Source organism: Stenotrophomonas sp. MH181796, from assembly GCF_009659995.1.
Lineage (GTDB): Bacteria > Pseudomonadota > Gammaproteobacteria > Xanthomonadales > Xanthomonadaceae > Stenotrophomonas > Stenotrophomonas riyadhensis.
The window spans coordinates 195,813-216,079 of sequence record NZ_RAHU01000006.1; the positions used below are offsets into that span (position 1 = coordinate 195,813).

Consider the following 20,267-nt stretch of genomic DNA (forward strand, 5'->3'; position numbering starts at 1 on the left):
GATTCCATTGGCGAGTCCGTACAATCGCAGGCCGTTTACGCCCAGACAGTAGACTGGGCGGCACCGCGAACGAACCCCAGAGTTTAAACCACCGCCCCATGCTGAAGCTCGACCGATACCTGCTGGGCGATTTCGTCCAGAGTTTCCTGGCTACCCTGATCGTCCTGCTGGTGGTCAGCGTGGGCGGCGTGCTGGTGGACATCCTCGGCAACATCGCCGATGGGCGCCTGCCGGCCAAGCTGCTGTTCTCGCAGCTGGGCCTGCAGTTCATCGCCTACCTGCCGCTGATCCTGCCATTGGCACTGATGCTGGGCCTGCTGCTGGCCATCGCCCGCCTGTACCGCGACTCGGAGATGGCGGTCATCACCGCCATCGGCGTGGGGCCCAAGCGGTTGCTGCGGCCGCTGCTGATGCTGGTGGTGCCGGTGGTGCTGCTGGTCGGCGCCTGCTCGCTGTGGCTGGGCCCGTGGGCCGGCCGGGTGGCGGAGCAGATGATCATCGAGGCCAACCGCAGCGTGCTGATGGCCGGTCTGGAGCCGGGCCGGTTCACGCCGCTGCCCAATGGCGGCGTGGTCTACCTGTCCTCGATCTCGCCCGACGGCACCGAGCTGGGCAAGGTGTTCCTGCAGCGGCAGAAGGACGACCGCCTGGAAGTGGTGTCGGCCAACAGCGGCCGCATGTACTTCGAGGGCACCCGCCAGCGCTTCCTGGAGCTGGATGACGGCCACCAGGTGGAAGGACCGGTGGCCGGCGCGCTGGATTACCGGCTGGCGACCTTCGCCCGCAACGACGTCGCCCTGCCCGATGGCGCGCAGACCCGCACCGAGGACGACCCGGAACTGATGCCGACCCTGAAGCTGATCGGCGATGAACGCCCGCAGGCGCAGGCACAGCTGCACCGCCGCCTGGCGCCGCCGCTGATCGCGCTGGCCTTTGCCCTGCTGACCGTGCCGCTGGGCCGCAGCTCGCCGCGCCAGCAGCGCTACGGCCGCATGATGCTGGCGCTGATGGCCTACATGGTGGGCACCAACCTGATGTTCATCGGCAGTGGCTGGATCGCCAATGGCAGGATTCCGCCCGCGCTGGGCCTGTGGTGGCTGACCCTGCCACTGCTGGCGCTGGCGATCTGGATGTATGCACGTGATGGCCGCCTGGGCCGCCCGAAGGGAGCCCGCGCATGAGGCTGCGCCCGATGCGTTTCGACCTGTACCTGGGCCAGTCGGTGTTCACCACGGTGCTGTTGACCTGGGCGGTGCTGGTCGGCCTGGATGTGGTGATGGCCTTCTCCGGCGAGTTCAAGGACATCGGCAAGAACGGCTACACCCTGGGCCATGCCGCAGCATGGGTGCTGTACACCGTGCCACGCCGCGCCTACACGATGTTCCCCACCGCTGCGGTGATCGGCGCACTGATGGGCCTCGGCCAGCTGGCCGCGACCTCGGAGCTGACCGCACTGCGTGCGCTGGGCCTGTCGCGCAAGCGCCTGAGCGTATCGGTGGCGATCGCGCTGTCGCTGCTGACTGCGGTGATGGTGCTCAGCGCCGAGACGCTGGGCCCCTGGGGCCAGGACCGTGCCGATGCGCTGAAGGCCAGTGCCAAGTGGGGGCGGGACATTTCCACCACGCGGTACTCGGGCCTGTGGGCACGCGAAGGCGACACCTTCCTCAATGCGCAGAGCGGCGAAGAGCAGCTGGTGGGCGACAAGGGCACGCGCCTGATCCTGCGTGACGTGCGCCTGTACCGCATTGCCGACGACGGCAAGATTGCCTCGTTGACCCATGCCACCACCGCCGAGCACGACAAGGATGGCTGGGTGCTGACCGGGGTCCGCCGCGACACCTTTGGCGAGCGCTCGGCGACCCGCCAGGAAGTGGCGCGCGAACCGTGGAATTCGAAGCTGGATGCGGCCGCATTGGCCACCGGCATCGCCAAGCCGCGCAATCTCAGCCTGGCCGAACTCAGCACCAGCATCACCTATCGCCAGCGCAACGGGCTGGATGCGCGCGATTTCGAGGATGTGTACTGGAGCCGCTGGTTCTACCCGGTGAACGTGCTGGCGCTGTGCCTGGCGGCGGTGCCGTTCGCGTTCGGGTCGCTGCGCAGCGGCGGCATGGGCAAGCGCCTGTTCCTGGGCATCCTGTTCGCGCTGGGCTTCTGGCTGCTGCAGCTGTTCTTCGGCCGCATGGCCGGCGCGTTGAAGTTTGATTACCGCATCGCCTATGCATTGCCGCCGATCGTGATGCTGGCGGTGTCCGGATTGCTGTTCCGGCGCAAGTCGGGTTGATTCCCAGGGAGCCGGGCAAGGCCCGGCTGTTTCCGTTTCACTTCAAGGACGAACATGAGCTTCCAACGCTTTCTGCCGTACTTCGCGGCCGTGCTGCTTTCTGCCGGCTGCAGCCGGTCCACCGTCGACTTCGAGATCGACAACCCGACGGATGCACCGCTGACCTTGTCGGTCGACCAGCAGGTGCATACCCTGCCGCCGCACACCTCCATGCCCCTGGTTCTGGAGCCGGGTCAGTACCGGCTGCAGAGCGAGAAGATCGGCAGCGTCCGCATGGTTGTCTATGCCGATGGGATCGGTGGGTTGATCAACCCGGCCATGGCCGAGTACGTGATCGTCACCGAGCAGTATGTCACCAGCAAGACCAATACCGGCAACCTGGCATCGAAGATCGAACTGAACGATGTGGAGATCGAGGGTCCCTACGTGAAGGCGACCGGCTTCTTCATTCCGCGCCGTTGGGACGCAGGACTGAAGGACGAACTGCCTGACACGGTGGTCTCCAGCAGCCCGGATACCTCGTCCGACTACCGGACCAAGCTCTACAACGTGCCCGGCTTCTTCGAATACCTGGATGCCGGGGACGAGCTGAAGGAGGCTTTCGGGCCGGATGGCTACCGGCCGCCGGCAGCATCGATGGCTTTCACTGCCGCCCAGCTGCCGCCGCTTCCGGCGGCCTATGAGGCCCAGGGCAAACCGATGCGCGAGCTGTACGCGCAGTACCTTGCCGCAACCGACGCAGGCGAGCAGAAGCGCCTGAAGAAGGCCAGCCTGAAACTGTGGCAGGAGTTCGTGAAGACCCGTGCGCAGTTGAGCGCACAGTCGCCGGTGGCCGATGATGTGCAGGCCAATGCGTTTGCGTCCGCCTTCTTCGACCTCTGGACGCAGCCGGCGGTGATCCTGCCGGATCCGGCACCCGCTGGCTGATCGCTGCGTTGATCGTGTAGAGCCGGGCCCATGCTCGGCTCTACACGTCGTGCATCACCGCTTCGGCATGCGCACCAGGCGGGTGCCGCTGGCGCGGTCGTGCCAGGTCAGGCGGTCGCGGTCGACCCATGCCCACCAGAACCCCAGTCCACCCAGCAGCAGCGACAGTGAGCCCACGGCGAAGCGCAGCCACAGTTGGCCGCGCCGCAGCGGCGCGCCATCCCCTGAGTGCAGTTTCAGCCGCCACGGCCGCATGCCCAGTGTCTGCCCGCCACGGCGCCAGCTGGCCGTGGCGTACCCCCCCGTGATCAGCCAGCACACCGCCCACAGCAGCCATTGCCAGGCACTGAACGGCGCGATGTTCTCGCGCTGCGCGTGGCCGCTGAAAGTGTAGGCGAGGGTGAACAGCGTGCCGGCCAGCATCCACAGCGCCAGCACCGGCAGTGCGTCGTAGACCATCGCCAGCACGCGCCAGACCAACAAGGCACGTGGGCGGGGCATCTCGGTAGCGGCCGCAGGGGCGGTGTCGGTGACGGGGCGGGACATGCGCCGAGCATACGCAAAGCTGGCCGTGCCCGCAGTGGCCCTCGTATCCTGCACCCATGGCCCTTGTTTCAACCCCCGCCGAACGCCGCCAGCTGGTGCAGCAACTGCCCGAGCTGCGCGCCGACGACAGCGTGCGCATCCAGCGCTTCCTCGATGCGATCTGGGCCGAGAACGGCCTGGCCCGCGCCACCCTCGACAGCTACCGGCGCGACCTGGAAGGGCTTGCGCGCTGGATGGATGGGCGCGACGGTGGCCTGGCGGGCATCGAGCGCCCGGGGCTGTTCGACTACCTGGCCTGGCGCACCCGGCATGGCTGGTCGCCGCGCAGCAATGCGCGCCTGCTGTCGGCGCTGCGGGCGTTCTTCGCCGATGGCGTGCGCCGTGGCGAACGCAGCGAAGACCCCAGTGCGCTGCTCGACCCGCCCAAGCTGCCACGGCTGTTGCCCAAGGCGCTGGCCGAAAGCCAGATCGATGCGCTGCTGGCGGCACCGGACATCGACAGTCCGCTGGGCCTGCGCGATCGCGCCATGCTGGAACTGATGTATGCCGCCGGCCTGCGCGTGAGCGAGCTGGTGCTGTTGCCGGCGACAGCCGTGAACCTGCGCCAGGGCGTATTGCGGGTCACCGGCAAGGGCAGCAAGGAACGGCTGGTGCCGCTGGGCGAGGAATCGCAGCATTGGCTGGAGCGTTACCTGCAGCAGTCGCGCCCGCTGCTGGTCGGCAAGGGCAAGGTGCACGCCCTGGCCGATGGGCAGACCCCGTTGTTCATCGAGCCGACGCTGCATGCGCTGACCCGGCAGGCGTTCTGGCACCTGGTCAAGCGCCACGCGCAGGTGGCCGGCATCGACCCGGCGCGGATCAGCCCGCATGGCCTGCGCCACAGCTTCGCCACCCATCTGCTCAACCGCGGTGCCGACCTGCGCGCGCTGCAGATGCTGCTCGGCCACAGCTCGTTGTCGACCACCCAGATCTACACCCTGGTGGCGCGCGAGCATCTGCAGAAGCTGCACGCCCGCCACCATCCGCGCGGCTGAGCGCCGGGCTGAATCGCTGCCCGGGGCCGTGCCGGGCGTCGCGGCCCGGTTCCGGTGGCTGTGTCAGAATCCGGGATCTTCTTCTGTTGCGGACCGCTCCATGCTCCGATTTGCCATCGCCGCCGTGTTCGGTGCGCTCAGCCTGACCGCCTGCGCCCAGCCGGCCCCGCCGGCCGCCAAGGCACCTGCCGCTGCGGCCAAGGCCGGCCCGGCCGCCAACGCGCCGGCCGACCAGGCGGTACGTGCCGCGCTGACCGCGCTCAATCCGGGTTTCCAGGTGGATTACATCGGTGCCGCGCCGTTCCCCGGCTTCCGCGAAGTGGTGGTCTCCGGACAGCTGCTGTACGTGTCCGATGACGGTCGCTACCTGTTCCAGTCGCAGCCCTACGACACCCGCGCCAAGGGCCCGGCCAACAGTGAAGGTCTGCTCGGTTACCGTCGCGGCCTGCTGGCCAAGGCCAACCACGGCGATCGCATCGTGTTCGCCGCGCCGAACGCCAAGTACACCATCAGCGTGTTCACCGACATCGAGTGTGGTTACTGCCGCAAGCTGCACCAGGACATCGCAGAGCTCAACCGCAACGGCATCACCGTCGAGTACCTGGCGTTCCCGCGCATGGGCCTGGGCAGCAAGGACTACACCGACATGATTTCGGTCTGGTGTGCAGCGGATCGTCGCCAGGCCCTGACCAACGCCAAGCGCGGTGGCAGCGTGCCGGCCAAGAACTGCACCAACCCGGTGGCGATGCAGTACGCGCTGGGCCAGCAGCTGGGCGTGAATGGCACGCCGGCGATCTTCGCGCCGGATGGCACCCAGCTGGGCGGTTACCTGCCGCCGGCACAGCTGCGTGCGGCGCTGGAAAAGCTGTCGGCCAAGCGCTGACGCAGAAATGTAGCGTCGAGCCATGCTCGACTGCGGTTCCATATGTGGCAGCCGAGCATGGCTCGGCGCTACAGATTCGAGGCCGGGGATGCGTGTCGCATCCCCGGCTTTTTTCCTTATTTCAGGCCATCACTGACCGCCTTGGTCAGCGTGCCCTGCGCATCGTCACCGCTGAACTCCCAGACGAACGCGCCGCCCAGGCCCTGGGTCTTCACGTAACCCATCTTGCGGGTGATGTTGGCCGGGGTATCGAAGCTCCACAGCGTGCTGCCGTTGTAGATCCAGGTGGCACCAGCGGTGTTGTCGGTGTAGCCCGGCCACGCCAGGTTCTTCAGTACCTTCCAGTCTTCGATGCCGGCTTCATACGTGCCCGGGGCGGCGCCGGTCGCGGTCTGGTACAGGCCGTTGTTGGCGTTGGCCACACCGGTCCAGCCACGCCCGTAGTAGCCGATGCCCAGGTTGAGCTTGGCGGCGGGCACGCCACGGCTGATGAAGGCCTCGATGGCGTCGTTGCTGTTGTACAGCTTCTGGTCGCCGGTGGACGGATCATTCGGCGAATCGAACAGCGCCGACTGGTGATTGGTCTTCGCATCCCACGCGCCGTGGAAGTCGTAGGTCATCACGTTGATGTAGTCCAGGTACGGGTGGTACGCGGCCGGATCGGTGACGCGGATCTTGTCGATGCCGGCACCCACCGCCACCGTCAGCAACAGGCCCGGACGCACCGCATCGAGCTGGCGGCGGAACTCGGCCATCAGCGCGGTGAAGTTGGCGTTGTCCTCCGGCTTGCCGCATTCGATGCCGCAGGCCACCGGGTACTCCCAGTCGATGTCGATGCCGTCGAACACGCCCAGCGCGGCTCCGGCACCACCGGCACCGTCGGTCACCGGCAGGTTGCCCTTGATGTAGGCGTCGATGCACGAAGCGACGAAGGCCTGGCGGTTTTCCGGGCGCGCTGCGCTGGAGAAACCACGCGACCAGGTCCAGCCACCCAGCGAGATCAGCACCTTCATGCCCGGGTACTTGGCCTTGAGCTGCTTGAGCTGGTTCCAGTTGCCACGCAGCGGCTGGTCCCAGGTATCGGCGCTGCCGCTGACACTCTCGGCGGCGCTGAAGGCCTTGGTGTAGTCGGCGAAGGCATCGCCACCGGCACCGCTGTTCGGATCCGACGGCTGGGTGATGCCCACTTCGCAGCGGTTGTTGCGCACGTTGCCGAATGCGTAGTTGATGTGGGTCAGGCGTGCGGCCGAGCCGCTGCTGTCGATGTTCTTGACCCGGTAGTTGCGGCCGTAGATGCCCCACTGGGTGAAGTAGCCGATGACCCGCTTGCCGGTGGTACCGCCGTCACCGGCCAGCGTGGTGGCGCTGATCTCGGTGCCCTGTGCCGACGCATTGCCGGCGTTGTCGCGGGCACGTACGCGGTAGCGGTAGGTGGTCGACGCGGTCAGCCCGCCATCCACATAGCTGGCACTGGACGGCGAACCCACCAGGCTGCCGTTGCGGTACACGTCATAGCCGGCCATGCCGCTGCCACCGGTGTTGTCGGTGGACGGGCTCCAGCTGAGCGCGATGCTGTTGGCGGTGCGGGTGCCAACCGCCAGCCCGCCCGGCACGCTCGGCGCGGTGGTATCGCCACCGGCGGCGTTGACGGTGATGGTGATGGTCGCGGTGCTGGTGGTGGCGTTGTTGTTGTCGGTCGCGACCGCACGCAGGGTGTGGCTGCCGGCGCTGGCATTGGCCCAGCTGGCCGCATACGGCGCACTGGTGGCCACGCCGAGCGTGCTGCCATCGCGGAAGAACTCGACCTTGGCGACGCTGCCGTCCGGATCACTGGCGTTGGCGGTCACGTTGACCGTGCTGCCGGCGCTGAAGGTGGCGCCGTTGGCCGGCGAGGTCAGGCTGACCACCGGCGGCTGGTTGCTGCCGCTGCCATCGCAGGCACCGAGGTTGGTGTAGTAGGGCGCACCGGCCGGATGGTCCGGCGGCGCGTTCCAGATGTCCTGGTTCGCCCGATAGAGGACGCCTCCTTTCTGCAGGGTATCGCCGGCCCGGTAGATCTTGGCCTGGTCCCACTGGGCCACGCCGGCACAGCTGGCGGCCTGCGCCAGGCCGGGCAGGGCGGCGGTACCGGCGGCCAGGGCAAGCAGCCAGGCCAGGCGGCGGGGACGACAGCTTCGGGTCGAACGTTCGGCACTGCGCACAATCGGGTCGTACATGGGTAAGTCTCCGATCAAAGGGCGCGCGGGCCCCGATGGCGCCGCGCGTGACGCAGGTCCGGGCGTCGCCCGGGAAGGCGACGGAGGGGGCGGACGGGGTACCTGGGAGGCCGGGGAGAGAGTCCGGCACCAGGTAGGGACAACGTTGTCATCAATCGCGTGGTCAATCCGTGAGCAAGTGCATGGTTCGGGGATTCGGGCGGAGAGCGGCGCTGCGCGCGGTCGGCGGCCATCGGCGGAGCCCCTCGTGGCTGGGGCTTTCCGCGAACAGCGGATTTCTGTGGGTTGGCCGGGTGGGTGGGCTGCGCAGGGGACGCCGTGAATACGTCCCTGTAGGCTCGGGCGCGCCATCCATGGCGCTTACGCCCCTGCGCAGCCCACCCGCCCGGCCACGGACAGGTTCCTGCGCGGCCAGCCACGGAAGACAGAACAGAAAATCAAAAGCAAAAGCGGGTCGCTTCGCTCTTCAATGCCTGACTTCTGAGATTTCCCTGGTTGCCGGCCAGCGGCCGGCACTACCGGGGAGCATCCACGCATGGCGTGGATCTACTGCAGATCGCGGAAATCTGTCGAAGGCGGGGTGGGTCCGGTTGCGGGGGCGTGAGCCGCATGGATGCGGCGATCGAGCCTCCATGGACGGATTCACGGCGTCCCCCGCAACCGGACCCACCCCGCCATCCCACGGGAACCCCGCTTTTGCTTTGGCAGTTGCCGTTGCCGTTGCCCTGGCCTCGGCGGGTGCCGGGCGCCGCCCGGCCAAAGCCCACCCCCCGCTTCCGGTACAATGTCGGGCCCGTTTCCCAACTACGGTTCCCCGGACATGATGGTCCTCGAGGGCGCGCCCGCCCTGTCGCCGTTCCGCCGCGAACGTCTTGAATCCCGCCTGCAGTCCATCGCTCCCTCCCTGCGCATCAGCGGTGCCTGGCACGTCTACTTCGTGCAGCCCGAAGGCAGTGCCGCCCCCGACCTGACCACCTTGTGCCGCATCCTCGAAGCTGCGCCGCAGGCCGAGGCCGTGGCCGACGGCGCGGTCAGCCGCATCGTGGTGCCGCGCCTGGGCACGCTGTCGCCGTGGTCGAGCAAGGCCACCGAACTGGTCCGTGGTGCCGGCCAGCCGGTCAGCCGGGTCGAACGTGGCCTGCGCATCGACGTGCAGGGCTGGCCGGCCGATGCCGCCGCCCAGCAGGCGCTGGTCAAGGCGCTGCACGACCCGATGACGCAGTCGGTGCTGGAGACCGTGGAACAGGGCCAGGCGCTGTTCTCGGCGCCGGCCCGGGGTGAACTGGAACGCGTGCCGGTGGACCAGCTGGAGGCCGCCAACCAGCGCCTCGGCCTGGCCATGGCCCAGGACGAGATCGACTACCTGCGCGAACGCTTTACCGCGCTCGGCCGCGCGCCGTCCGACGTCGAGCTGATGATGTTCGCGCAGGCCAATTCCGAGCACTGCCGCCACAAGATCTTCAACGCCAGCTGGACCATCGACGGCCAGGAACAGGACCGTTCGCTGTTCCGGATGATCAAGAACACCCACCAGCAGACCCCGCAGCACACGCTCAGCGCGTACAGCGACAACGCCGCGGTGATCGAAGGCCATCCGGCGTCGCGTTACCGCCCGGATCCGGCCAGCGGCGAATACCGCCGTGAGCCGCAGGTGCCGAGCGCGTTCCAGATCAAGGTGGAAACGCACAACCACCCGACCGCGATCGCGCCGTTCCCGGGAGCATCGACCGGCAACGGTGGCGAGATCCGCGACGAAGGCGCGACCGGCCGCGGCGGCAAGCCGAAGGCGGGCCTGTCCGGGTTCTCGGTCTCGCACCTGCGCATTCCGGAACTGCCGCAGCCGTGGGAAGCGCCGCGCGCGCTGAACCCGCGCATGGCACCGGCGCTGGAAATCATGACCGACGGCCCGCTTGGCGGCGCAGCGTTCAACAACGAGTTCGGCCGCCCGAACCTGCTCGGCTACTTCCGCAGCTTCGAGCTGCCGGAAGGTGCCGATCTGGTGCGCGCGTACGACAAGCCGATCATGCTGGCCGGTGGCCTCGGCGCGATCGATCGCGTGCAGGTCGACAAGATCCAGCTGCAGGCCGGTGACGCGGTGATCGTGCTGGGTGGCCCGGCAATGCTGATCGGCCTGGGCGGCGGTGCCGCCAGTTCGGTGGCCTCCGGCGAGAGCGCCGAGGACCTGGACTTCGCCAGCGTGCAGCGCGACAACCCGGAAATGGAACGCCGCTGCCAGGAGGTCATCGACCGCTGCGTGGCGATGGGCGCCAACAACCCGATCAAATTCTTCCACGACGTCGGTGCCGGTGGCCTGTCCAATGCCATCCCGGAACTGCTGCACGACTCCAAGGTCGGCGGTGTCATCGATCTGGGCAAGGTGCCCACCGATGATCCGTCGCTGTCGCCGATGCAGCTGTGGTGCAACGAGTCGCAGGAGCGTTATGTGTTGGGCGTGGCGCAGGAGCGCCTGGCTGAGTTCGCCGCACTGTGTGCCCGCGAGCGCTGCCCGTTCGCCGCGGTTGGCGTGGCGACTGCCGAGGAACACCTGGTGGTGGCCTACGGTGCCGTGCCGGGCCACACCCCGGCCGATGCGCCGATCGATCTGCCGATGGACGTGCTGTTCGGCAAGCCGCCGAAGATGCACCGCGACACCGCGCACCCGCCGGCCCCGCGCTGGCCGGCGCTGAAGACCGGTGGCCTGGACCTGCAGGAAGCGGGCCTGCGCGTGCTCGCGCACCCGACCGTCGCCTCGAAGAACTTCCTGGTCACCATCGGTGACCGCAGCGTCGGCGGCCTGACCGCACGCGAACAGATGGTCGGCCCGTGGCAGCTGCCGGTTTCCGACGTGGCGATCACCCTGGCCGACTTCGACGGCGTGGCCGGCGAAGCGATGTCGATCGGCGAGCGCACCCCGCTGGCCCTGCTCGACGCCGCTGCGTCGGCACGCATGGCGGTGGGCGAAGCGCTGACCAACCTGTGCGCGGCCCCGGTCGATGCGTTGGATGAAATCAAGCTGTCGGCGAACTGGATGGCCGCGGCCGGCCACCCCGGCGAAGACGCGCTGCTGTACGACGCGGTGAAGGCAGTGGGCATGGAACTGTGCCCGCAGCTGGACATCAGCATCCCGGTGGGCAAGGACTCGCTGTCGATGCAGGCGCAGTGGCACGACCAGGGCGAGGCGCACAAGAGCGTGTCGCCGGTGTCGCTGGTGATCTCGGCGTTCGCGCCAGTGGCCGACGTGCGCCAGCAGCTGACCCCGCTGCTCGACCGCGACGTGGACAGCGAGCTGTGGCTGATCGGCCTCGGTGCCGGCAAGCAGCGCCTGGGCGGTTCGATCCTGGCCCAGGTGCATGCCGACCACGCCGACCTGCCGGCCTTCGCCGGTGCCGCGCCGGACCTGGACGACCCGCAGCGCCTGCGTGGTTTCTTCGAGCTGATCCGCGATGCGCGCCAGTCCGGCCTGCTGCTGGCCTATCACGACCGCAGCGACGGCGGCGCCTTCGCTGCGCTGTGCGAAATGGCCTTCACCTCGCGCCTGGGCCTGGATATCACCCTCGATGCCTGGGGCGATGATCCGTTCCGCAGCCTGTTCAACGAAGAACTGGGCGCGGTGGTGCAGATCGCACGCGAAGACCGTGCGGCCTTCGCCGACCTGGTCGAGCGCCATGCACTGACCGAATGCGCGCAGCGCATCGCCAAGCCGACCACCGCACCGGTGGTGCGCGTGTCGCTGGGTGGCGAGAACCTGGCCGAGTGGCGCTGGGACGCGCTGTTCGACGCCTGGTGGTCGGTCACCCACGCGATGCAGAAGCGCCGCGACAACCCGGCCAACGCGGATGCCGAGCGCGAGGTCGCCCGTGCCTTCAATGCGCCGGGCCTGAAGCCGAAGCTCAGCTTCGACCTCAACGAAGACGTGGCCGCACCGTTCATCAGCACCGGTGCACGCCCGCGCGTGGCGGTGCTGCGCGAGCAGGGCGTCAACGGCCAGATCGAAATGGCCAACGCCTTCGAACGTGCCGGCTTCCGCGCGTTCGACGTGCATATGAGCGACCTGATCGAAGGCCGCGTGGCGCTGCAGGAGTTCACTGGCCTGGTCGCCTGCGGCGGCTTCAGCTATGGCGACGTGCTGGGGGCCGGCCGTGGCTGGGCCACCTCGATCCTGGAGCGCAGCGCACTGCGTGATGCCTTCGCCGCGTTCTTCGCGCGCGAAGACAGCTTCGCGCTGGGCGTGTGCAACGGCTGCCAGATGATGAGCCAGCTGAAAAACATCATCCCGGGTGCCGAGCACTGGCCGCAGTTCCGTCGCAACGCCAGCGAGCAGTTCGAAGCCCGCACCGCGCTGCTGGAAGTGGTGGAATCGCCGTCGATCCTGCTGCGTGGCATGGCCGGCTCGCGCCTGCAGGTAGCGGTGGCGCACGGCGAAGGCCAGGCCGTGTTCGACAACGCCGTCGACCAGGCTGCCGCCCGCGTCTCGCTGCGCTACATCGATGGCCATGGCAACATCGCCAGCCAGTATCCGCTGAACCCGAACGGTTCGCCCGACGGCATCACCGGCCTGACCAGCAGTGACGGCCGCGTCACCATCATGATGCCGCACCCGGAACGCACCCCGCGCGCGCTCAACCTGAGCTGGGCCCCGGCCGAGTGGCAGGGTGACTCGCCGTGGATGCGCATGTTCCGCAACGCGCGGGTGTGGTGCGGCTGATCGCACTGCATCGCGCAGGCCTCAATGCCATCGCGTATGGAAAAACCCGCCGTTGATCGGCGGGTTTTTCTTTGCGCGCTTGAAACTCCAGTCGCGACCGCTAGTTACATGCATTTTCATGCGTCGAGGAATCGTCACGCATGCATAACAAAATCATTTCATAAACACGTGAAATAGTGATGTGCTTCACGGCAATAGGATTTGCTGTGTCAAAGTCTTGACGATCTGCAAAGTTGCCGTTAACACTTGAACCCCGTTTCAGAATCATTCATTTCGCAGTAACCGGTTGGCGCACGCGCTCGGTTTTCTGTCGCTGCGCGCCGTTCGGCAATACCCCGCAGTAAATCACGCGAATAAACGCCCCCAGGGGACGTTGGGCCGGAAAGCCCAGCGGTGGCGTTGCTTTGCCCAAAACCAGTCCAATCAGGAGCCGTACCGATGAATCGGATTTATCGCAAGGTCTGGAACAAAGCATTGGGTCAGTTGGTGGTGGCCTCGGAACTGGCCTCCTCCGACAGCAGCAGTGGCGGGGTCGTCGACCAGCGCCGCGATGCGACACAGGCCACGCCCACACTGCTGGCAGTGGCACTGGGCCTGGTAATGGGGTTGGGCATGAGTGGCAGCGCCGCAGCACAGTCGGTGCAGATCGGCGGCAGCGCCACCTGCGTTGCATTCAGCGGCAAGCTGCTCGAAAAGTGCCTGATCGAAGGCTCGGCCACGGCCAAGGGCAGCAACGCGGTGGCGATCGGCAGCAACAGCAATGCCAGTGCCGCCAACAGCGTTGCGCTGGGCGCTGGCTCCAAGGCCACGCGGGCCAACACCGTGTCCGTCGGCGATGCCGGCAAGGAACGGCAGATCGCCAACGTTGCGGCGGGCACCCAGGCGACCGATGCGGTGAACAAGGCGCAGCTGGACGCGCAGGCGCGCGCCACCCAGGCTGCGCTGGCCGACGTTGCCGCAGATGGCAACCGCTATTTCAAGGCCGATGGCGCAGGCGATGACAGCGACGCGGCGAAGATCGACGGGCAGGGCGCAGTTGCGGCCGGTGCGGGTGCGCAGTCGCTGGCCAACGCCACCACCGCCATCGGCACCCAGGCCATTGCCGCTGGCATCGGCGCCAGCGCGTTCGGCCAGGGTGCTTTGGCGATCGGCGATGCCAGCGTGGTGGTCGGGCAGAGCGCTGCGGCCTTCGGTCTCGGCGACACTGCCGTCGGTGCAAGCGCTACCGCCGCCAGCGAAAACGGCGCGGCTACCGCGCTGGGTGCCTTGTCCGAAGCCACCGCCGATGGCGCCACCGCTGTTGGCGGCGGTGCCGTGGCGATGGGCCCGGGCAGCACCGCGCTCGGTCGTGGCGCCACCGCCGCCAACGAAGCATCGATCGCAGTCGGTGCGTTCAGCACGGCTGTCGGTGAATACAGCACCGCGCTGGGTTCCAACTCCGTCGCGGTTGCCACCGGCAGCGTGGCGCTCGGCGCGGGTTCGCTGGCCGACCGCGTCGATACCGTGTCCGTCGGCGCCGCCGGATACGGCCTGACCCGGCAGATCACCAGCGTGGCCGCCGGCACTGAAGACAACGACGCAGTCAATGTCGGTCAGCTGAAGGACGTTGCCGCCGTGGCCGATGCCACCGCCAAGCGCTTCCAGGCCACCGGCAGCAGCAACAGCGATGCCGGTGCACTGGCCGAGGGCGACGAGGCGCTGGCGGCCGGCGAGGCCGCCAATGCCATCGGCAACGGCACCACTGCAGTCGGTGCCGGCGCCACCGCCGTCGCGCAGAACGCCACTGCCGTTGGCAACAACGCACTGGCCTCGGGCCAGAACAGTGCCGCGTTCGGCAACAACGCGCAGGCCAACGGTCCGGGCAGCGTTGCCGTGGGTGGCGCTGCGGTGGATGCCGACGGCAACCCGCTGATCACCAGCGGCGGCGTGCCGGTGGAAACCGGCGCAACCAGCGCAGGCGTCGGCGGCACTGCGGTCGGTGCCAGTGCCGAAGCCAGTGGTTTTGCGGCGTCGTCCTACGGCGTCGGCGCCTATGCGGCCGGTGCGCAGGCGTCGGCCTTCGGCGCCGTGGCCAATGCCATCGGTGACTACTCCACCGCGCTGGGTACGCAGAGCAATGCGACGGGTACCAGCAGCGTTGCCATCGGTGGCCCGGCTGACCTGATCCCCGGCCTGGGCTTCTTCGTGCAGACCCAGGCCAGTGGCGAAGCCGCCACCGCCGTCGGTGCCGGTGCCATCGCCAGTGGCGACCGTGCTGTGGCCAACGGCAGCCTCAGCGAAGCCTCCGGCACTGAAGCCACGGCCGTTGGCTACTTCGCCTATGCACCGGGCGAGAACGCCAGTGCCCTGGGCGCGCAGACCTGGGCCAGCGGTGCGCAGAGCACTGCCGTGGGCTACTACGCCACTGCGCGCGGCGCCAACAGTGTCGCGCTCGGGGCCAACTCCGAAGCGGTGCGTGCCAACAGCGTGGCGGTGGGCAGTGCCGGCAACGAACGGCAGATCACCAGCGTCGCTGCGGGCAGCGAAGCCACCGATGCGGTGAACAAGGCCCAGCTCGACGCCGTGGCCAGCACTGCCGACACCACCGCGCGTTTCTTCCAGGCACAGCCGGAGGCGGGCAGTGATGCTGGCGCACTGGCTGATGGCGAAGGCTCCATCGCTGTGGGTTCGTCGAGCAATGCGATCGGCGCAGGTGCCATCGCGCAGGGTGCTGCCGCGTCGGCCATCGGCGATGACAGCGTGGCCGTGGGCCGCAACAGCACGGCCACCGGCAATGGCGGTGTCGCCATCGGTGGTCTCGGCCAGGCTTATGACGAATTCAACCAACCGATCATCGGCGCCGACGGCACGGCGCAGCAGGTCGGCACCACCGCCGTGGCCGATGCCACCGCCGTCGGCAGCGGTGCGCAGGCCACTGGGGCTGCCAGCAGCGCCTTCGGCAACGCGGCCAAGGCCAGCGGAGACAACAGCTTCGCCGCAGGCGGCAAGTCGCGCGCCACCGGCAGCTACGCGGTCGCAGTGGGTGACAGCGCATTCGCCAGCAGCGAGGACAGCACCGCAGTAGGCGGTTACAGCTGGGCGACTGCCAGTGGCGCAGCAGCATTCGGTTCGGGTGCATGGGCCACCGCCACCAATGCCTCGGCATTCGGCAACGCGGCCTGGGCCAGTGGCAGTGGTGCGACGTCCATTGGCTACAACAGCTGGGCCAACGGGGCCAGCTCCACAGCGGTCGGCCGTGGTGCCTTCGGCTATGGCGACAACAGCGTGGCGCTGGGCTTCCAGGCGCTGGGCAACAGCATCAACAGCATCGCCATCGGCACCAACACGGTGGCCGGTGGCGAGAGCGCGATCGCGCTGGGTGCCGGCAGCAATGCCAGCGCCAGCAATGCGGTTGCGCTGGGCGCCGGCTCGGTCGCCAACCGTGCACGCACGGTGTCGGTCGGCAGCGCCGGCAACGAACGCCAGGTCACCAATGTGGCTGCTGGCACGCAGGCCACCGATGCAGTGAACAAGGCGCAGCTGGATGCGGTGGCGAGCACTGCCACCACCACCAGCCGCTTCTTCCAAGCCAGCGGCAACGGCGACGACGTAGCCGGTGCCCTGGTGGAAGGTGACAACGCGCTGGCGGCCGGTGATGCAGCCAACGCCATCGGCAATGGCGCTACCGCACTGGGCAGCGGTGCCAACGCGCTGGCCAGCAACGCACAGGCGCTGGGCTTCAATGCATTGGCGACCGCAGCCAACGCCAGCGCCGTCGGTGCCAACGCACAGGCCACGGGCGAATACGCCACCGCGCACGGTGCGGAAAGCGAGGCCAGCGGCGAGCAGAGTGCGGCGTTCGGTGCTGCCAGCATTGCCAGCGGCGCCGGTAGCACTGCCAATGGCGTGCTGTCTGAAGCGTCCGGCGAAGAAGCCGTGGCCGTGGGCTACTTCAGCAATGCCAGTGGCGACGCCGCCACCGCTGTGGGTAGCGAAAGCGTGGCCAGTGGTACGGCGTCTGCGGCCTTTGGCATCGGTGCCGAAGCCAGCGGCGGTTACAGCACCGCCATCGGTGGCTACGCACAGGCCTCGGCGTTCAACGCCACCGCGTTCGGCAACTTCGCCAATGCATCCGGCTCCAACAGTGTGGCAGTGGGTGGCGACTCGGAAGCGTCCGGCGCCTACAGCACCGCCACCGGCCAGGGCAGCCTGGCCACCGGCACCAACAGTGTCGCCGTTGGCGGCTCGTTGTTCGGTCTGCTGGCCACCGAGGCATCGGGCAACTACTCCACTGCGGTGGGTGGTGGCGCCTGGTCGGGGGGCATCAACAGCACCGCGTTGGGCAACGCCGCCGAATCGCGCGGCGCCAACAGCGTGGCGCTGGGTGCGGACTCGATTGCCGACCGCGACAACACCGTGTCGGTGGGCGGCGGTGGCAATACCCGTCAGATCACCAACGTGGCCGATGGCACGCAGGGCAATGATGCGGTCAACAAGAATCAGCTCGATGCCGTAGCCGCGGCAGCGGAAAAGACCAGCAGGCAGTTCCAGGCCAGTGGCAATGCGGATGGTGAAACCGGGGCGCTGGTGGAGGGCGACAACGCGCTGGCGGCCGGTGACGCGGCCAACGCGATCGGCAACGGTGCCACCGCGCTCGGCAGCGGTGCCAATGCGCTGGCCGCCAACGCCACCGCCGTGGGCATCGATGCGCTGGCCACCGGCAGCAACGCGGCTGCCCTGGGCAGCACGGCACAGGCCACCGGCGAAGACAGCCTGGCGCTCGGCACCGGCGCCAGCGCCAGTGAACTGGGCGCAAGCGCGGTCGGCGCGCGTGCGCAGGCCAGCGGCGCCTACAGCACGGCCACAGGTACAGAAGCCAATGCCAGCGGCACCCAGGCACTGGCCAGCGGCTTCCGCAGCGCCGCGTCTGCCGATGGCACTACCGCTGTCGGCGGCTACGCCGAAGCCAGCGGTCGCCTCGGCACCGCACTCGGCTATGGCTCGGCCGCCAGCGGTGCCAACACCACTGCAGTAGGCTTCGGTGCCGCTGCGGCCGGTACCGGCGCGGTGGCGGTCGGCCAGTCCAGCGAAGCCAGTGGCGAGGAGAGCGTCGCCATCGGTGGCAGCACCTTCTTCGGCCTGATCCCGTCGCGTGCCAGTGGCACCGGTGCTGCGGCATTCGGTGCGGGCGCGTGGGCCACCGAAGACTACGCCACGGCGATCGGCTGGAATTCGTGGGCGGCGGGCAGCAGTGCCACCGCACTGGGTGCCAATGCCACCGCCAACGGTAGCAACAGCGTCGCGCTCGGCGCCGGCTCCAAGGCCGACCGTGACAACACGGTGGCTGTCGGCAAGGCGGGCGGTGAGCGCCAGGTCACCCATGTCGCAGCCGGTACCGAAGCCACCGATGCGGTGAACAAGGGCCAGCTGGATGCAGTCGCCAGCGTTGCCGACAAGACCAGCCGGCAGTTCCAGGCCAGCGGCAATGCCGATGGCGAGGCCGGTGCTCTGGTGGACGGTGACAACGCACTGGCCGCCGGCAACGCGGCCAATGCGCTCGGCAACGGCGCCACTGCGCTGGGCAGCGGTGCCAACGCCATGGCCGCCAATGCCACGGCCGTGGGCTTCGATGCGCTCGCCACCGGCAACAATGCGGCCGCACTGGGCAACGCGGCGCAGGCTGCTGGTGTCGACAGCGTGGCCGTGGGCAGCGGTGCCAGCGCCAGCGAACTCGGCGCCAGCGCTACCGGTGCCGGTGCCCAGGCCAAGGGCGCCTACAGCACCGCCAGCGGCGCGCAGGCCACGGCCAGCGGCACCCAGTCGCAGGCCAGTGGTTTCCGCGCCAATGCTTCGGCCGATGGCGCTTCGGCGCTGGGCAGCTATGCCGAAGCCAGTGGCCGCCTCGGTACTGCGGTCGGCTATGGCAGCAAGGCCACCGGCGCCAATGCCACCGCGGTGGGTGTCAGTGCCAACGCTTCGGCGGCCGGCAGCATCGCACTGGGCGCAGGCTCGGTGGCCGATCGTGCCAACACCGTGTCGGTGGGCAGCAGCACCAGTGATCGTCAGATCACCCGCGTCGCTGCCGGTACCGAGCGCACCGATGCGGTCAATCGTGGCCAGCTTGATGCGGTCGCCGCAACCGCCGATGGCACGGCGCGTTACGTCAAGGCCACCGGCGCAGGTATCGCCAACGCCAGCGGCAGTGATGCCGCCGCGATCGGTTCGGCGGCCAGTGCCAGTGGTGCACGCAGCAATGCACTGGGTGCCAATGCGATGGCGATCGGCAATGGTGCACTTGCGCTGGGTACCAGCGCCGGCGCATCCGGTGCCAACTCGGTGGCACTGGGCGCAGGTTCGCGTGCGCTCGATGCCAACGTGGTGTCGGTCGGCGGTGGCAACGGCACCGAAGGTCCGGCCACGCGCCGCATCGTCAATGTGGCCGATGGCCGCATCGCCGCCGGCAGCAGCGACGCCATCACCGGTTCGCAGCTCAACGTCACCAACCAGCGGGTGGGCGCGGTGGAAACCCGCGTGGGCGATTTTGATTCGCGTATCGCCACCGTTGAAACCACGGCGGCCAGTGCGGTCGGCTATGACGACGCCAGCCGTGATCGCCTGACCCTGTCCGGCTTCCAGGGCACCACCATCGACAACGTCGGTGCCGGCAGCATTGCGGCTGGCAGCCGCCAGGCGATCAATGGTGGGCAGCTGTTCCAGTCGCTCAGCGATGCCGCCAGCTTCCTCGGCGGCGGTGCCAGCGTCGGCATGCAGGGTGTATTCGTGGCACCGAACTACGTGATCCAGGGGGCCACCTACAGCAACGTCGGCGATGCGCTGGGCGCGCTGGACCGCAAGGTCAGCGAGATTGACCGCCGTACTGCGGGTGGCACGCGTGCAGGTGCTTCCAGCCTGCGCGCAATGAGTGCCGCGCTGGATGAAAGCCCGCTGGCCAGCGTGGCCGATGCTCCGGCAACGGCCGACGCGGCACCGGCCAGCACCGCGCGCGTGCAGGGCACGCCGACCGCCGCCGCAGCGGGTGCCGGCATTCCGGTGGGCACGCCGGCAAACGGCTTCAATGCCGTCGCCATGGGCGAGGGCGCTGTCGCCAGCGGCGCCTCGTCCACTGCCATCGGCCAGGGTGCCAATGCCACCGCTGCGAACGCCGTGGCGCTGGGCCAGGGCTCGGTCGCCGATCGTGCCAACACGGTCTCGGTGGGCAGCGAAGGCAACGAACGCCAGGTCACCAACGTGGCGGCCGGTACCACGGCCACCGATGCGGTCAACAAGGGCCAGCTCGACCGTGGCATGGCCACGGCCAACAGCTACACCGACAGCCGCGTCCAGGCCGTCGCCGACAGCTTCGATGTGTTCAAGGGCGAGATCGACGGACGCCTGCGCCACATGGATCGCCGCATCGACCGCCAGGGTGCGATGAGCGCGGCGATGCTCAACATGGCGACCAGTGCAGCGGGTATCCGCACCCAGAACCGGGTCGGCGTCGGCATTGGTTTCCAGGGCGGCGAGTCAGCGTTGTCGCTGGGTTACCAGCGTGCGATCAGCGATCGCGCCACGGTCACTTTTGGCGGCGCCTTCAGCAGCGACGACAGCTCGGTCGGCGTCGGTGCCGGCTTCGGCTGGTAAGTCACTTCATTGCGCCGGCGGCCACCCACGCCGGCGCTGCACCTGCAATGAG

At 68.5% G+C, this 20,267-nt stretch carries 9 protein-coding genes; 7 read left to right on the forward strand and 2 right to left on the reverse strand.

All coding sequences use genetic code 11. The features are described from left to right. Nucleotides 1-98: 98 nt before the first annotated feature. The 3 genes from lptF to D5301_RS16100 are packed head-to-tail and all read left to right on the forward strand — an operon-like array spanning nt 99 to nt 3,211. The gene (gene lptF / locus D5301_RS16090) at nt 99-1,181 is read left to right on the forward strand and encodes an LPS export ABC transporter permease LptF (RefSeq protein ID WP_110710994.1); all 1,083 of its coding nucleotides are present in this window, start codon (nt 99-101) and stop codon (nt 1,179-1,181) included. Next, nucleotides 1,178-2,284, forward strand: a complete 1,107-nt coding sequence (lptG, locus tag D5301_RS16095; protein ID WP_110710995.1) for an LPS export ABC transporter permease LptG — start codon at nt 1,178-1,180, stop codon at nt 2,282-2,284. The genes lptF and lptG overlap by 4 nt, the downstream gene beginning before the upstream one ends. Before the next feature lie 54 nt (nt 2,285-2,338). Then, on the forward strand, nt 2,339-3,211 hold the full coding sequence (locus D5301_RS16100; protein ID WP_153856257.1) for a hypothetical protein: 873 nt from the start codon (nt 2,339-2,341) through the stop codon (nt 3,209-3,211). A 54-nt stretch (nt 3,212-3,265) separates the two neighbouring features. Here D5301_RS16100 and D5301_RS16105 read toward each other — a convergent pair whose 3' ends face one another. Beyond that, on the reverse strand, nt 3,266-3,757 hold the full coding sequence (locus D5301_RS16105) for an RDD family protein (RefSeq protein WP_153856258.1): 492 nt from the start codon (nt 3,755-3,757) through the stop codon (nt 3,266-3,268). Nucleotides 3,758-3,813: 56 nt separating this feature from the next. Here D5301_RS16105 and xerD point away from each other — a divergent pair, with 56 nt between their 5' ends. Then, the gene (xerD, locus tag D5301_RS16110; RefSeq protein ID WP_046428433.1) at nt 3,814-4,791 is read left to right on the forward strand and encodes a site-specific tyrosine recombinase XerD; all 978 of its coding nucleotides are present in this window, start codon (nt 3,814-3,816) and stop codon (nt 4,789-4,791) included. Nucleotides 4,792-4,891: 100 nt separating this feature from the next. Then, nucleotides 4,892-5,674, forward strand: a complete 783-nt coding sequence (locus D5301_RS16115) for a thioredoxin fold domain-containing protein (RefSeq protein WP_153856259.1) — start codon at nt 4,892-4,894, stop codon at nt 5,672-5,674. A 116-nt stretch (nt 5,675-5,790) separates the two neighbouring features. Here the strand turns inward: D5301_RS16115 and D5301_RS16120 are convergent, their stop codons facing one another. Next, nucleotides 5,791-7,890: a glycosyl hydrolase family 18 protein gene (locus D5301_RS16120; RefSeq protein ID WP_153856260.1), complete on the reverse strand. Its 2,100-nt coding sequence runs from the start codon at nt 7,888-7,890 to the stop codon at nt 5,791-5,793. An 820-nt stretch (nt 7,891-8,710) separates the two neighbouring features. Between D5301_RS16120 and purL the strand changes: the two genes are divergently transcribed. Continuing rightward, nucleotides 8,711-12,595: a phosphoribosylformylglycinamidine synthase gene (gene purL / locus D5301_RS16125; protein ID WP_228756430.1), complete on the forward strand. Its 3,885-nt coding sequence runs from the start codon at nt 8,711-8,713 to the stop codon at nt 12,593-12,595. A 438-nt stretch (nt 12,596-13,033) separates the two neighbouring features. Beyond that, on the forward strand, nt 13,034-20,215 hold the full coding sequence (locus tag D5301_RS16130) for an ESPR-type extended signal peptide-containing protein (RefSeq protein ID WP_153856262.1): 7,182 nt from the start codon (nt 13,034-13,036) through the stop codon (nt 20,213-20,215). Nucleotides 20,216-20,267: the final 52 nt, after the last annotated feature.

What these genes read in the sequence shown, in the direction of transcription:
- lptF (WP_110710994.1), top strand. Translation starts at nt 99, where the DNA reads ATGCTGAAGCTCGACCGATACCTGCTGGGCGATTTCGTCCAGAGTTTC.
- D5301_RS16105 (WP_153856258.1), bottom strand. Translation starts at nt 3,757, where the DNA reads ATGTCCCGCCCCGTCACCGACACCGCCCCTGCGGCCGCTACCGAGATG.
- lptG (WP_110710995.1), top strand. Translation starts at nt 1,178, where the DNA reads ATGAGGCTGCGCCCGATGCGTTTCGACCTGTACCTGGGCCAGTCGGTG.
- purL (WP_228756430.1), top strand. Translation starts at nt 8,711, where the DNA reads ATGATGGTCCTCGAGGGCGCGCCCGCCCTGTCGCCGTTCCGCCGCGAA.
- D5301_RS16120 (WP_153856260.1), bottom strand. Translation starts at nt 7,890, where the DNA reads ATGTACGACCCGATTGTGCGCAGTGCCGAACGTTCGACCCGAAGCTGT.
- xerD (WP_046428433.1), top strand. Translation starts at nt 3,814, where the DNA reads ATGGCCCTTGTTTCAACCCCCGCCGAACGCCGCCAGCTGGTGCAGCAA.
- D5301_RS16100 (WP_153856257.1), top strand. Translation starts at nt 2,339, where the DNA reads ATGAGCTTCCAACGCTTTCTGCCGTACTTCGCGGCCGTGCTGCTTTCT.
- D5301_RS16115 (WP_153856259.1), top strand. Translation starts at nt 4,892, where the DNA reads ATGCTCCGATTTGCCATCGCCGCCGTGTTCGGTGCGCTCAGCCTGACC.
- D5301_RS16130 (WP_153856262.1), top strand. Translation starts at nt 13,034, where the DNA reads ATGAATCGGATTTATCGCAAGGTCTGGAACAAAGCATTGGGTCAGTTG.